Annotated in this window: 12 protein-coding genes; 7 read left to right on the top strand and 5 right to left on the bottom strand. The window is 74.2% G+C overall.

Translation table 11 applies throughout. The features are described 5' to 3' along the window. Positions 1-144 precede the first annotated feature (144 nt). Positions 145-1143: a Gmad2 immunoglobulin-like domain-containing protein gene (locus MJ876_RS22365; protein ID WP_240238548.1), complete on the top strand. Its 999-nt coding sequence runs from the start codon at positions 145-147 to the stop codon at positions 1141-1143. A gap of 27 nt (positions 1144-1170) precedes the next feature. Here the strand turns inward: MJ876_RS22365 and dnaJ are convergent, their stop codons facing one another. Together dnaJ and hrcA are read right to left on the bottom strand one after the other, a co-directional pair. After that, a complete protein-coding gene (gene dnaJ / locus MJ876_RS18080; protein WP_240238546.1) occupies positions 1171-2355 on the bottom strand; it encodes a molecular chaperone DnaJ in 1185 nt (394 codons plus the stop codon). 52 nt (positions 2356-2407) lie between these two features. Next, positions 2408-3451 carry a heat-inducible transcriptional repressor HrcA gene (hrcA, locus tag MJ876_RS18075; RefSeq protein ID WP_240238543.1) on the bottom strand — a complete coding sequence of 348 codons (1044 nt, stop codon included), beginning with the start codon at positions 3449-3451 and terminating at the stop codon, positions 2408-2410. Between the two features lie 224 nt (positions 3452-3675). Between hrcA and MJ876_RS18070 the strand changes: the two genes are divergently transcribed. The 4 genes from MJ876_RS18070 to MJ876_RS18055 are packed head-to-tail and all read left to right on the top strand — an operon-like array spanning position 3676 to position 6471. Continuing rightward, on the top strand, positions 3676-4386 hold the full coding sequence (locus MJ876_RS18070) for a hypothetical protein (protein ID WP_240238541.1): 711 nt from the start codon (positions 3676-3678) through the stop codon (positions 4384-4386). Positions 4387-4437: 51 nt separating this feature from the next. After that, the gene (locus MJ876_RS18065; protein WP_240238539.1) at positions 4438-5337 is read left to right on the top strand and encodes an MBL fold metallo-hydrolase; all 900 of its coding nucleotides are present in this window, start codon (positions 4438-4440) and stop codon (positions 5335-5337) included. Between the two features lie 50 nt (positions 5338-5387). Then, positions 5388-5552: a hypothetical protein gene (locus MJ876_RS18060; RefSeq protein ID WP_240238537.1), complete on the top strand. Its 165-nt coding sequence runs from the start codon at positions 5388-5390 to the stop codon at positions 5550-5552. Positions 5553-5604: 52 nt separating this feature from the next. Further along, positions 5605-6471 (top strand): DUF3097 domain-containing protein, encoded by an 867-nt coding sequence (locus MJ876_RS18055; RefSeq protein WP_240238535.1) that lies wholly within the window; start codon positions 5605-5607, stop codon positions 6469-6471. Positions 6472-6643: 172 nt separating this feature from the next. On the opposite strand, the gene hemW is transcribed toward MJ876_RS18055, so the two are convergent. Beyond that, positions 6644-7765 carry a radical SAM family heme chaperone HemW gene (gene hemW / locus MJ876_RS18050; protein ID WP_240238533.1) on the bottom strand — a complete coding sequence of 374 codons (1122 nt, stop codon included), beginning with the start codon at positions 7763-7765 and terminating at the stop codon, positions 6644-6646. 75 nt (positions 7766-7840) lie between these two features. After that, positions 7841-9661: a long-chain fatty acid--CoA ligase gene (locus tag MJ876_RS18045; RefSeq protein ID WP_240238532.1), complete on the bottom strand. Its 1821-nt coding sequence runs from the start codon at positions 9659-9661 to the stop codon at positions 7841-7843. Between the two features lie 157 nt (positions 9662-9818). On the opposite strand from MJ876_RS18045, the gene asnB reads away from it, so the two are divergent. Beyond that, on the top strand, positions 9819-11408 hold the full coding sequence (gene asnB, locus MJ876_RS18040) for an asparagine synthase (glutamine-hydrolyzing) (protein WP_240238531.1): 1590 nt from the start codon (positions 9819-9821) through the stop codon (positions 11406-11408). A gap of 9 nt (positions 11409-11417) precedes the next feature. Here asnB and MJ876_RS18035 read toward each other — a convergent pair whose 3' ends face one another. Further along, entirely contained in the window at positions 11418-12725 is a 1308-nt protein-coding gene (locus tag MJ876_RS18035) for an aspartate aminotransferase family protein (protein ID WP_240238530.1), read from the bottom strand. Between the two features lie 77 nt (positions 12726-12802). Between MJ876_RS18035 and MJ876_RS18030 the strand changes: the two genes are divergently transcribed. Continuing rightward, positions 12803-14170, top strand: coding sequence for an amidase (locus MJ876_RS18030; RefSeq protein WP_240238529.1), 1368 nt, complete (start codon positions 12803-12805; stop codon positions 14168-14170). Positions 14171-14360 lie beyond the last annotated feature (190 nt).

The following is a 14360-nucleotide window of genomic DNA, read 5'->3' as shown; positions in this document are numbered from 1 at the left end:
GCGGGGGTGTCGGCGGGGGTGCGGGCGACCGGCCCCGCCCCCCCCCGCGCCCCCCCCCCCCGGGGGGGCCCCCGCCGCCCCCCCACCACCCGGGCCGCCACCGCGACCCCGACGTCCCCCACCCCCCTGACCGAGGAGCGCACCGTGCCCGAGAACCGACGGACCTGGCTGGTCGGCGCCGGAGGGGCCGTCCTGGCCACCGCGGTGGTCATCGTGACCGTCGCGCTGGTCGGCAGCGGACCGGACGGCGACGACACCAGCACCGCGTCGTCCGAGCAGTCCAGCTCGATGCCCACCCCCCGCGAGATCACGCCGAGCCAGCGCGCCACCGGCGGGGACGGCGCAGGCAGCGACGGGGGCGGCGACGGCAGCGAGCAGCGAGAGGTCGTGGCGACGCCGACGGTGCCGTCGTACTACATGATCGGCACGACCCTCGGGCCCCGGCTCGTCCGCGAGTTCCGCCCCGCCGACGCGTACGGCACCGACACGGCGTCCACCATCGAGGCCGCCGTGCGCACGGCCGTCACCGAGCGCCCGAGCGACCCGGACTACCAGACCCTGTGGCCCGAGGACACCGTCGTCGAGGTCGGCGGCGGGGACGGCGAGCCGTGGAGCGTGCAGCTGAGCAGCCCCACCGAGGACCTGAACGGTCGACCCGGCGGGATCGACGACCCGGTGGCCGAGATGATGCGCCAGCAGGTCGTCTGGACGACGCAGGCCGTCGTGCAGTCCCGCGACCCGATCGTGCTCGCCGGCCCGGACGGCGGGGACCTCCTCGGCGTCGACGCCGGCCCGGAGACCGCGGGCGTCGAGACCGAGACGCTGGCGCTGATGAACATCACCAACCCGGTCGAGGGTCAGACCGTGGACGGCGACACCCTCGTCGCGGACGGCCGCAGCAGCGGCTTCGAGGCGACGGTGATCTGGGAGCTGCGGCGCGGCGGCATCGACGGCGAGGTCGTCGACGAGGGTTCCACCATGGCGGAGGGCTGGATCGACGCGCTCTACCCGTGGACCGTCGAGGTGGACGTCTCCGACCTGGAGCCCGGCACCTACACCTTCGTCGCTCGCAACGACGACCCCTCCGGGGGCGCCGAGGGCGCGGGCGACTACGCCGACAGCCGCGGCTTCGTCATCGAGTGACGGGCCCCGGCCGGAACCGGGCCCGGCTCAGCTGAAGGCGTCGCGCAGGCGCCCGAACACCGACTTGTGGCTGGGCTTGACGCTGCCGTCGGGCTTCTCCTCGCCGCGCAGGCGGGCGAGCTCGCCGAGCAGCTCCTCCTGACGGCCGTCCAGGCGGGTCGGCGTCTCCACGGCGACCTGCACGACCAGGTCCCCGCGGCCGGTGCCGCGCAGCGACGGGACGCCGCGCCCCCGCAGGAGGTGCTCGGCACCGGACTGGGTGCCGGCGCGCAGCTCCAGGTCGTAGTGGGTCTCGAGGTCGGTCTGGGGCTCGGCGTCCCCGCTCACCAGGTCGGCCTCCAGGGTGGGCAGGCTCAGCGTCGTGCCCAGCGCGGCCGCGGTCATCGGGATCGTCACCGTGCAGTGCAGGTCCTGCCCGTGGCGGGTGAAGACCTGGTGGGGGGCCACCGACACCTCGACGTACAGGTCGCCGGCGGGTCCACCGCCGGGGCCGACCTCGCCCTGCTCGGACAGCTGGACGCGGGTGCCGTCGTCCACGCCCGCGGGGATCTTGACCGTGAGGGTGCGACGCGAGCGGACCCGGCCGTCGCCGGAGCACTCCCGGCAGGGCTCGGGGATGATCGTGCCGTAGCCGCGGCACGCCGCGCAGGGGCGCAGGGTGCGGATCTCGCCGAGGAACGAGCGCTGGACGTGGGCCACCTCGCCCTGGCCGCGGCAGGTCTCGCAGACCTTCGGCTGCGAGCCCTCCGCGGCGCCGTTGCCGCCGCAGATGCCACACGTGACGGCGGTGTCCACGGTGACCTCGCGGGTCACGCCGAACGCGGCCTCGGCCAGGTCGACCTCGACCCGGATCAGTGCGTCCTGACCGCGACGGGTCCGCGGGCGGGGGCCGCGACCCTGGGCGCCGCCCATGCCGCCGCCGGCCTGGCCGCCGAAGAAGGCGTCCATGATGTCGGTGAACGAGAAGCCCGCGCCCTGGCCGAAGCCGCCGGCGCCGCCCATCGGGTCGCCGCCCCGGTCGTACGCCGCCCGCTTCTGCGGGTCGGACAGCACCTCGTAGGCCTGCGAGACCTCCTTGAAGCGCTCCTGCGTCTCGGCGTCGGGGTTGACGTCGGGGTGCAGCTGGCGCGCGAGGCGCCGGTAGGCCTTCTTGATCTGGTCCGGCTCCGCGTCGCGGGGCACTCCGAGGAGCTCGTAGAGGTCCTGGCTCACGTCGTTCCTGGCTCTCGTGGGGTTCGGGGGTGGTCTGGTGGTGGCCGACGCCTCAGGCGTCGTCGAGGATCCGGGAGACGTAGCGGGCGACGCTGCGCACCGCCACCATCGTGCCGGGGTAGTCCATGCGGGTCGGCCCGACGATGCCCAGGGAGGCGGGCGCCTCCGCCGGGCCGTAGCCGGTCGCCACGACGCTCGTGGACGACAGCTCGTGGTACGGGCCCTCCGCGCCGATGCGCACGGTCACGGCGCCGCCGGTGGAGGCCTCGCCGATGAGCTTGAGCAGCACGACGTGCTCCTCCAGCGCCTCCAGCAGGGGGCGGACGGCGGAGTCGAACGAGTCGCCGTACCGCGCGAGGTTGGCCGTGCCGCCGACGGCGATCCGCTCGTCGGCGTGGTGGTCCGACATGGCGTCCCCGAGGGCCTCGGCCACGCGCTGCGCGAGGGTGCGGTCCTCCTCGCGCACCTCGGCCGGCAGGTCGGCGAGGGCGGCGGCCGCCTCGGCGATCCGCTTGCCGATGACCGCGGCGAGCAGCCGCGGGCGCAGGTCGGCCACCGTGGCCTCGACGTCCGCGACGTCGCTGCCGCCCGTGCCGGGCTCCGCCAGCTCGACGACGCGCTGCTCGACGCGTCCGCTGGACAGGATGAGGACGACGAGCAGACGGGTCGGCGTCAACGTGACGAGCTCGACGTGACGCACCGTGCTCGAGGAGAGCGTCGGGTACTGCACGACCGCGACCTGGCGGGTGAGCTGGCTGAGCAGCCGCACGCTGCGCTGCACGACGTCGTCGAGGTCGACGGCGCCGTCCAGGAAGTTCGAGATGGCCCGCCGCTCGGCGGACGACATCGGCTTGAGGGTCGTCAGGCGGTCGACGAACATCCGGTAGCCCTTGTCGGTGGGCACCCGGCCCGCGCTGGTGTGGGGCTGGGCGATGAGGCCCTCGTCCTCGAGCGCCGCCATGTCGTTGCGGACCGTGGCCGGCGAGACGCCGAGCCTGTGCCGCTCGACGAGGGCGCGGGAGCCCACGGGCTCCTCCGTGCGCACGTAGTCCTCCACGATCGCGCGGAGGACGGCCAACCTCCGGTCCTCGACCACGACGCACCTCCTCACGGCGTCCACGACCACGACTGCTGCGGGTCCCCGACTCTGGCACTCCTGCGTGCCGAGTGCCAATCCTACCCGGGCCGGAGCCCCGGGGGCGGGTCCGCCGTCCGTGGTGACGTCGTGGTCGCGACCGCTCCCGACTCTTGCGCGGCGCCCCGCGAGGTAGGTTAGGCTCACCTAAACTGACTGACCGGCGCTTCTCCCAGGAGGTACCCATGACGCTCACCGTCGGCACGCTGGACCCGACCGAGCTCGCCGGCATCGCCCGCAGCGCGGTCTCGTGCCCGGCCACGGCGAGCATGGTCGCCGAGGGCGTCGAGCACCTCCTCGACGAGGACGGTCTCAGCCTCTCCGAGCGCGACGGCGTCCCGACCTTCTGGTGCCACGGCGACGCCCCGGTCGCCGTCGCGGCGCGGGAGCGTCGCAGTGCGCTGCTGCGGGTGACCAGCGGCGTCACCGATGCGGACGGTCCGGGTGGCGCGTCCGTCGTGATCGCGGGACGTCTCACCGAGGAGCAGGTGCCGGGCGCGTGCTGCGCGGACGCCCGCGTCGTGACCCTGACCCCCTCCCTGGTCGTGGTGCTGGACCCCGCCGAGGACGGGTCGACCACCCGGCGCACGGTGCCGCTCGAGCTCTACAACGACTCCGCGCACCGCCTGAACGAGGGCTACCTGCGCCGCGCCACCCACCACGCCAACGAGTGCCACGCCGGCGAGCTCGTCACCTCGCTCGCCCTGGCGACGGGAGCGCCCCGCTCCGAGCTCATCGCGGCCTCCCTGGCGCACCTCACCCCCGCCGGCGTCGAGGTGTGCTGGATCGACCTGGACGGCGCCCACACCCGCACCGTCTGGTTCTCCCGCACCGCGCGCACCCCCGCCGAGCTGTCCAACCTCCTGCGCCGCGAGCTCCACGCCGGCCTCATCTGAGGCGGACGACGGTCCGGGCCCGGGCCGGCCCCGGACCCGTAGGGTCGGGGCGTGGGTCAGAAGCCGTCGTTCGTCGAGGTCGCCGACCGCGTGTGGGTCCGACGCCACCGGTGGTACGACGTCTCGGTCAGCGTGGTCGGCGGCGACCGGGGCCTGGTCGTCGTCGACACGCACGCCTCGGGCCGAGCCATGGGCGAGGTGCTCGACGACCTCGCCTCGCTGCGTCCGGGCGACGACGTCGTCGCCGTGGTGAACACCCACGCGCACGTCGACCACGTGCTGGGCAACCGCGCCGTGCGGGAACGGCGGCCCGGCGTCCCGGTCCACGCCCACGAGGACGCGGCCGCCGCGATGCCGAGCCACCTCGCCGAGCTGCGCACGGACCTCGAGGGCTCCCCGGACACCGAGCAGGACGGGGACCCGCACCGCGACGAGCTGCTCGCCAGCCTGGGCGACCCGGTGCTGCCCGACCACACGCTGTCGTCGGTCGCGGTGGTCGACCTCGGCGACCGAGCCCTCGAGCTGGTCCACCCCGGCCGGGGCCACACCGCCGGGGACCTGGTTGTCCGGGTCCCGGACGCGGACGTCGTCCTCGCCGGCGACCTGGTCGAGTCGTCCGACCGCGACCGGGCGACGCCGGGCCTCGGCCCCGACTCCTTCCCGCTGGAGTGGCCGCTGACCCTCGACTTCGTCCTCCAGCTCGTGACCCCGGCGACGGTGGTCGTCCCGGGCCACGGGCCGACGGTCGACCGTGCGTTCGTGCAGGAGCAGCGCGCCGATCTGGGCATCCTGGCCGAGACGGTCCGCGACCTCGCCGGGCGCGGCGTCCGCGTCGAGGACGCCCTCGGCGCCGCGCCCGAGTGGCCCTTCCCGGCCGAGCACCTCGGCGACGCCGTACGACGGATCTACGCCCACCTGCCGCGGGCGCAGAAGCGCCTGCCCCTCGTCTGAGCCGGCGGACGACCCTGTCGGGTGTCGGTCCGATCCTCTAGCGTCGGCGCATGAGCGAATCCAGCAGCGAGCAGACCGGCGGCGACGAGCCGCAGCAGGGCATCCCCGACTCGGCGCTGCCGGAGGACCTCCGCCCCGCGGAGGACAACCCCCTCGCCGACCCCGACCACGAGATCGGCGGCTCGGACGACGAGGAGGACGAGCCCGGTTCCTGACGTGCGGCGTGCCCTCCCCGGCGTGGGCGCGACCCGCCCCTAGCCTCGGCGGGTGCCCGACCGCTACGGATCCGACGTCCTGGCCACCGACTGGCGCGCCCCGAGGAACGGGCGCGCCGTCGAGACCCCCGCCGACCGCGGCCTCGTGGTCGAGGAGGTCACCACGGACTGGTGCGGGGAGATCGTCGCGGTCGACCGTGACCTCGACACGGTGACGCTGGAGGACCGGCGTCGTACCCGTCGCACCTTCCCGCTCGGCCCCGGCTTCCTGCTCGAGGGGCGGCCCGTCGTCCTGACGGCGCCGGTCACGCAGCGTGCGCCGGAGCGTCCGACGAGGACGGCGTCCGGCTCGATCGCCGTCCACGACGCCCCCGCACGGGTGGCGCGGCAGAGCCGCATCTTCGTCGAGGGCCGCCACGACGCGGAGCTCGTCGAGAAGGTGTGGGGTGACGACCTCCGGGTCGAGGGTGTCGTCGTGGAGTACCTCGGTGGCGTCGACGACCTCGCCGCTGAGCTCCGCGACTTCCGGCCCGGCCCCCAGCGCCGCGTCGGCGTCCTGGTCGACCACCTCGTGCGGGGCTCGAAGGAGAGCCGCATCGCCGACGCCGTCCGCCGCTCCGACGTCGGGGCCCACGTGCTGATCGTCGGGCACCCCTTCATCGACATCTGGGCCGCGGTGAAGCCGCAGCGGTTCGGCAAGGACGCCTGGCCCGACGTCCCCCGCGGCGAGGAGTGGAAGAAGGGCGTCTGCCAGCGGATGGGCTGGCCCCACCGCGGCCAGGCCGACGTCGCCCGCGCCTGGCAGCACATCCTCGGCGGCGTCCGCGGCTTCCAGGACCTCGACCCCGCGCTCCTGGGCCGCGTCGAGGAGCTCATCGACTTCGTCACCGCGCCGGACCCGAGGAACGAGGGTCCGTAGCGCGGGGAGGTCGAGCAGCCGCGCGCCCGAGCCGGCGAGGTCGCGGCCGGCGTGTCGGGACCCGGTGAGCCGAGCAGCAACCCCAGCCACCACCCCGACCCACACGGCGGTCTCGACGCGGCCGCTCGCCGGGGCTCGCGACCTGCTCGACCACCTCGGGCCGAGGCCCGGGTCAGGGCAGCAGGTCGCGGACGACGGCGTCGGCGAGGAGCCGGCCGTCGCGGGTCAGGACGAGGCGGTCGTCCTCCCGGACGACGAGGCCGCGGGCGACGACGTCCTCCACCGCGGACGGGCTCGTGGCGAGGTCGGCCGGCAGGCCGGAGCGGTGGCGCAGCTCGAGCATCACCCGCTCCAGGAGCCGGTCGTCGTCGGTGAGGGTCTCCCGACCGGCGGCGGGTGACTCCCCCGCCGCGAGGCGCCCCGACCAGGCGGTGGGGTGCTTGACGTTCCACCACCGCTCGCCCGCGAGGTGGGAGTGGGCGCCGGGGCCGACGCCCCACCAGTCGGCGCTGGCCCAGTACAGCTCGTTGTGGCGGCAGCGGGCGGCCGGCGTCCGGGCCCAGTTGGAGACCTCGTACCAGTCCAGGCCGTCCGCGGAGAGCAGCTCGTCGGCGAGGAGGTACTTGTCGGCGAGGTCGTCCTCCTCCGGGGCGGCGACGGCACCGGACCGGACCTGGCGGGCCAGGCGGGTGCCCGACTCCACGATCAGCGAGTACGCCGACACGTGGTCGGGCTCGTTCGCCAGGGCGCTCTCGAGCGAGGTCCGCCAGTCCGCGAGGGACTCCCCCGCGGTGCCGTAGATGAGGTCGAGGCTGACCTGCTCGAAGCCCGCCTCGCGGGCCCAGCGCACGGCCCGGGCCACGTTCGCCGGGTCGTGGGTGCGCTCGAGCACGGCGAGCACGTGCGGCACCGCGGACTGCATCCCGAACGAGATCCGGGTGAACCCGCCCTCGCGCAGCGCGGCGAGCGAGGCGGGGGTGACGCTGTCGGGGTTGGCCTCGGTGGTCACCTCGGCGTCCTCGACGAGCCCGAAGCGGTCCCGGACGGCGCCGAGCACCCGGACGAGGTCCTCCGGCGGCATCAGGGTCGGCGTCCCCCCGCCGAAGAAGACGGTCTCGACCTCACGGGCGCCGAGGGTCTCGGCAGCCAGGTCGACCTCGGCCTCGGCGTGGGTCGCCCACTGCGCCTGCGCGCCGCCGCCGCCGAGCTCGGTGGCGGTGTAGGTGTTGAAGTCGCAGTAGCCGCACCGGGTCGCGCAGAACGGGACGTGGACGTACATCCCGAGACGCGGCATGACCCCATCCTCCCCGGCGCACGCAACGTGCGGCGGGCCGGGGAGGACGGGGTCAGACGGTCACCGGTCGCCGCCTCAGGCGTACAGCGCGTCGATCCTGGAGGCCTCGTTGGACTCCACGACGTTGCGCTTGACCTTCATCGACGGCGTCAGCTCACCAGACTCGATCGAGAGGTCGTGGTCGAGGAGGTCCCACTTCTTGATGGTCTCCCAGCGGTTCAGGCGGGCGTTGAGCTGCTCGACGTACTCGCCGACCATCTTCCGCGCCGCGTCCGAGGCCACGATGTCGGAGTACGACGCCCCGACCATGCCGTTCTCCTCCGCCCAGCCCTGGATCTGCTCCGGGTCGAGGGCGACCAGCGCGACGCAGTAGTTGCGGTTGTTGCCGAACACGAGGAACTGGCTCGCGTAGGGGCACAGCGCCTTGAACTGCGCCTCGATGGCCGACGGGGCGACGTACTTGCCGCCGGACGTCTTGAAGAGGTCCTTGATGCGACCCGTGATGGTGAGGAACCCGTCGGCGTCGAGGGCGCCCTTGTCGCCGGTGCGCAGCCAGCCGTCCTCGGTGAGCGTCTCGGCGGTGGCCTCGGGCATGTTGTGGTAGCCGTTCATGACGCCCGGGCCCTTGATCTGGACCTCGTCGCCCTCGCCGATCCGCACCTGGGTGCCGGGGACGACGGGGCCGACGGTGCCGATCTTGTAGTGGTCGGGGTGGTTCACGAACGAGCCGGCCGCGGTCTCGGTGAGGCCGTAGCCCTCGAGGATGAGGATGCCGGCGGCGTGGAACCACTCGGCGATGTCCTTGTTGAGCGCCGCCGAGCCCGAGATGAAGAAGCGCACGCGGCCACCGAAGCGGGCGCGGACCTTGCTGAAGACCAGCTTGTCGAACAGGCCGTACTGGACCTTCAGGGGCAGCGGGACGGGCTTGCCGGCGAGCTCGAGCGCCTTGACCTTCTTGCCGACGACGAACGCCTGGCTCGCGATCTTCGCCTTCGCGCCGCCCTCGCTGGCGGTCATCAGGGTGATCCGGGAGTACGCCTTCTCGAAGATGCGCGGCGCGGCCCCCATGAAGGTGGGCTTCACGACGCCGAGGTTGTCGATGATCTTGTCGACACGGCCGTCGACGGCGGTCGCGAAGCCGCAGGCCATCTGGGCCGACAGCAGCACCTTGCCGAAGGAGTGGGCCATCGGGAGCCACAGGAACTGCAGGTCCTCCGGCCCGAGGATGTCCTGCACCCGGATGGCCTCGCCCTCGTAGACCCACGAGCGGTGGGTGAGGCGGACGCCCTTCGGACGGCCGGTGGTGCCGGAGGTGTAGATGAGGGTCGCGAGCGCCTCCGGCTGGATGGCGTCGGCGCGGTCCTTCACGGCACCCGGCTCGCGGTCGAGCAGCTCCTTGCCGAGGCGGCGCAGGTCGTCGAGGGCGATGACCCAGTCGCCGTCCGACGTGCCGCTGAACGTCACGACCTTCTGCACCAGCGGGAGGTCGGAGCGGCGCTCGCGCAGCTTCGCGACCTGCTCGTCGTCCTCGGCGAACACGACCCGGCTCTCCGAGTCGCCGAGGATGTACGCCGTGTCCTCGGTGTTGGTCGTCGGGTAGACGGTGGTCGTCGCCGCGCCGGACGCCATGACCGCCAGGTCGGCGAGGATCCACTCGTAGCGGGTGCCGGAGGCGATGCCGACGCGCTGCTCCGGCTCGATGCCGAGGCTGACGAGACCGGCGGCGAGGACGGACACGTCGTCCCCGGCCTGCTTCCAGGTCACCGACTCCCACGCCTCGCCGACCGGGAAGCGGAACGCCTCGGCGGTCGGGGACACCGCCACGCGGTCGAAGAACTGGACCGCCACGTTGGCGGGCATGTGGTCGACGAAGGACGCGTCCTGCGTGGTCGTCATGGGTCTCCTTCTCGGGCGCCGGCAGCCACCGGCGGAGCCTGTGTTGCTGGGTAACCTAGATCACTACGCAACTCGCGGGTAACAAGCCGTCGCTAACCTTTCCGCATCGACTAGGCGCCCGCCTCCGCGTGCGGGCCGCCGCGAGGAGCTGAGCACCGTGTGCGGCATCGCCGTGGTCCACGACTTCGAGCCCACCCAGGAGCGCCTGGCAGCCGCCTGTGAGATCGGTGAGCGCATGCTGTCGCCGATCGCGCACCGGGGTCCGGACGGGCAGGGGTCCCGCCTCGTCGGGTCCACCTGGTTGGGCCACACCCGCCTCGCGATCGTCGACCTCGCCGGCGGCCGGCAGCCGATGACCTCGGAACCGGGCAGCACCGCCACGGGCCGCTGGGTGGCCGCGAACGGCGAGATCTACAACCACGCCGAGCTCCGCGACGAGCTGGGCGGCCCCTTCTCCACGTCGTCGGACTCCGAGGTCGTGCTGCACGTCGTCGCCGCCCGCGGGCCGGACGGCGTCCACGACCTGAAGGGCATGTACGCGTTCGCGGTGGCCGCGGAGCCCGACAGCGACGTGGTCGCGGACGAGCTCGTGCTCGCCCGCGACCCGCTCGGGGTCAAGCCCCTCTACTGGGCCCGCCACGACGGCCGTCTGCTCGCCGCGTCCGAGCTGGGCGCCTTCGACGAGGAGGTCCGACCCCAGGTCGAGGAGTTCCCGCCGGGGCACGTGTGGACGCCGTCCGGTGGCCTGCGCTCCTTCGTCGACCTGCGCACCGATCCCCTCGGCTCCACCGAGCCGGTCGGGCCGTCGTACACGACGCGCGAGGAGGCCCACACCGCGATCCGCGAGACGCTCGTCGACCAGGTGCGGGCCCGGATGATGGCCGACGTCCCGATCGGGGTCTTCCTGTCCGGCGGGCTCGACTCGAGCCTGGTCGCGGCGATCATGGTCCGCGAGATCGAGCACGTCTCCGGCCCGGGCTCGGTGGTCCGCTCCTTCGCGGCCGGCACCCCCGACAGCCCGGACCTGCGGGCGGCGCGCGAGGTGGCGGCGTACCTCGGGACCGAGCACCACGAGCGCGTCTACACCGACGACGAGGTCATCGAGGTGCTGCCGGACGTCGTCCGCTCCATCGAGTCGTACGAGCCGTCGCTGGTCCGTTCCGCCGTCCCGAACTACCTGCTCTCGGAGCTCGCGGCGCAGCACGTGAAGGTCGTGCTCACCGGGGAGGGCGCCGACGAGCTGTTCGCCGGCTACCACCACCTGCGAGAGCTGGACGAGGCCGCGCTGGCCGACGCGCTCGTCGAGGGCGTCGAGGTGCTGCACCACCTGAACCTCCAGCGCGCGGACCGGGTGTCGATGGCGTTCGGGCTCGAGGCCCGCGTGCCGTTCCTCGCCCGCGAGATGCTCGCCGTGGCCCAGCGCGTGCCGGTGGCGTGGAAGCTGCTCGGTGAGGACGGCCAGGAGCAGGCCCAGGAGAAGGCGATCCTGCGCGAGTCCTTCGCCGGGTGGCTGCCCGACCCGGTGCTGTGGCGCCGCAAGGAGCAGTTCGGTGACGGCTCCGGCACCGCCGACGTCATGCAGCGCCGCGCGGAGGCCTTCGTGCCCGACGAGGAGTGGACGACGGTCCGCCTGGAGGGCCTGCCGCCCGCCCGGAGCCGCGAGGAGCTCGGCTACCAGCGGATCTTCGCCGAGCACCTCGGCGGCATCCGCGCCGACCGGGTGCTCGGACGGTTCGCCACCGCCTAGGCCGGGCGCTCAGCCGAGGGCGGCGACCAGGGACTCCTCGAGGCGGTCCAGGCCGAGGTGCAGGTCCTCGGAGCTGATCGTCAGCGGTGGGGCGATCCGGAAGATGCCGCCCATGCCGGGCAGCTGGACGATGTTGACGTGCAGCCCGCGCTCGAGGCAGCCGGCCGTCACCGCGCGGCCGAGCTCGTCGGCCGGGGCCCGGCTGGCCTTGTCGGTGACGAGCTCCAGGCCCTGCAGCAGGCCGCGGCCGCGGACGTCGCCGACGACGTCGTACCGGTCGGCCAGGTCGGCGAGACGCTCGCCGAGCTCCTTGCCGAGCACCTGCGCGCGGGTGACGAGGTCGTCGCGCTCCACGACGTCCAGCACGGTCAGCGCGACGGACGCCGCCAGCGGGTCCGAGACGTGGGTGGTGAAGAACAGGAAGCCGCGCTCGTGGCAGGCCTCCTCGATCGCGGCGCTGGTCATCACCGCGGCCACCGGCAGGCCGGCGCCGAGGGTCTTGGACAGCGTGAGGATGTCGGGGACGACGCCGTCGCGCTGGAAGGCGTACATCGTCCCCGTGCGGCCGACCCCGGTCTGCGCCTCGTCGAGGATCAGCAGCATCCCGCGGCGCTCGCAGTGGTCCTTCAGCCGGCGCAGGTAGCCCTCGGGCAGCTCGATGATCCCGCCCGAGGACAGGATCGGCTCGACGATCGCGGCGGCCGGGGAGCCGGTCGACTGCTGGTCGACCAGCGAGAAGCCGAAGTCGAGCTCGGTCTCCCAGTCGTGGCTGCCGTCGGCGTGGCGGAACGGCGAGCGGTAGGCGTTCGGCGTCGGGAGCACAAGGCTCCCCGGCACCGCCGGCCCGTAGCCCTTGCGGCCCGCCGAGAAGGTGGTCGCCCTGGCTCCGGTGGTCATGCCGTGCCAGGACCGGTCGAAGGCGACGACCTCGTGCCGGCCCGTCACCAGCTTGGCCATGGCGATCGCGGCCTCGTTGGACTCCGCGCCGGTGGTGAGCAGCAGCATCCGCTCGAGCGGGTCGGGCAGCGTGCCGGCGAGACGCGCCCCCAGGTCGACGACGGGGCGGCTGAGCATGCCGGAGAAGAGGTGGTCGAGGGTCGCCACCGAGTCGCTGACGGTGCGCACGACGTCCGGGTGGGCGTGCCCGAGCACCGCGCTCATCTGCCCGGACGGGAAGTCGAGGATGGCGCGGCCGTCCTCGTCGTGGACCCAGGAGCCCTCGGCCCGCGTGATGACGCGGGGCGTGAACGCGCCGCCGTACCGGACCAGGTGGCGCTCGGCCTGCTGCCAGAAGTCGTCGGACCGGTGATCGGGCACGGGGTGCTCCTGCTCTGCTCCGGGGTCCCGGGCGACCCCCTCGGCGGCCATGATGCCCGGGTGGGACCCTGCTCGTCGTGCAGGACCTGACGCGCGCCTCCGCGGGCCGCATCGCGCGCGCCGTCCGTCGGGGGGAGACCTCGGCCGTCGAGGTCGCCGAGGCACACCTGCGGGCCGTCGAGCAGGTCGACCCGGACCTCGCCGCCTTCGTCGCCGTCGACCCCGCGCGGGTGCTGGAGCAGGCGGCCGCCGTGGACGCCGACCGCGCCGCGGGCCGCCCCCTCGGCCCGCTGGCCGGCGTCCCGGTCAGCGTGAAGGACAACGTCGACGTGGCCGGCGAGGTGACGGCCTGCTGCTCCGCCGCCCACGACGGGGTGCCCGCGGCGCACGACGCCCCGGCGGTGGCGCGGCTGCGGGCGGCGGACGGCGTCGTGCTCGGACGGACCAACATGGACGAGCTGGCCATGGGCGCCTCCACGCAGACCTCGGTCGCGAGACCCTCCCGCAACCCCCACGACCGCCGGCGCAGCCCCGGTGGCAGCTCCGGCGGGGCCGCGGTGTCGGTGGCCGCGGGCATGGCCACCCTGGCGGTCGGCACCGACACCGGCGGCTCGGTGCGCGAACCGGCGTCGCAGTGCGGGATCGTGGGCATGGCCCCCTCCCCCGGCCTCGTGCCCCTCGACGGGGTGGTGCCGTTCGCGCCCCGCCTCGACCGGGTGGGCCCCCTCGGGCGCTCGGTCGGCGACGTCCGCCGCCTCCTGCACGTGCTGGCCGCCTCACCGACGCCCGCCGACCTGCCGCCGCGACGCGACGACTCGCTCCGGGTGGGCATCGTCGACGAGCTCTCGGGCCGGGTGAACCAGGACGGCGTCCTGGCGTGCTTCGACGGCGTCCTCGACGCACTCGCCGACCTCGGCACCGACGTCGTCCGCGTGCTCGTGCCGGAGGGGCCGCGGGGGCTCGCGGCCTACATGTCGCTGACCTCGGCGGCGTGCGTCCCCGTGCTCGAGCCGTGGGTCGCGACCGGCCGTGCGGGCGAGGAGGTGGAGCGTCGCGTGGCCATCGGCCGTGAGCTGCTGACGACCGCGGAGGGCCAGGAGGAGCTGGACCGGGCGGAGCACGTCCGGCGGCGCCTGCGCCTCGCCGTCGCCCGCGCCCTGCAGACCTGCGACGTCCTGCTCTGCCCGACCATGCCGACCACCGCGCCGTTGCTGTCGGGCGAGCTGACGCCCGAGGAGCTCGCCGACCCGATGGCCGCGCCGTACACGGACTGCTGGACGGTCGTGGCGAACCTCGTCGGCGTCCCTGCGCTGTCCGTGCCCGCCGGGTACTCGGTCACCGACGGCATGCCCGTCGGCGCGATGCTGATGGGCGCCGCCGGCGCCGACGCCACCCTGCTCGCCCTCGGCGAGCGGCTCGAGCACGCCCTCGCCCTGCCCCGCTAGCGCGAGTCGGCCCGAACGCACGCCTCCAGCACGCCGAGTCGGCCCGAACGCACGTCCCCCATACGCCGAGTCGGCCCGAACGCACGCCCCCCATACGCCGAGTCGGCCCGAACGCACGCCGTCGGCCTGACCGCTGGCGCTCGAACCCGTTGTGCATCGGCGACCCACGACCTCGGGCTGAGGCGCGTGT

This window comes from Nocardioides sp. CFH 31398 (assembly GCF_022436705.1).
Classification (GTDB): Bacteria; Actinomycetota; Actinomycetes; order Propionibacteriales; family Nocardioidaceae; genus Nocardioides.
This window is presented reverse-complemented; position numbering and strand designations above follow the sequence as displayed.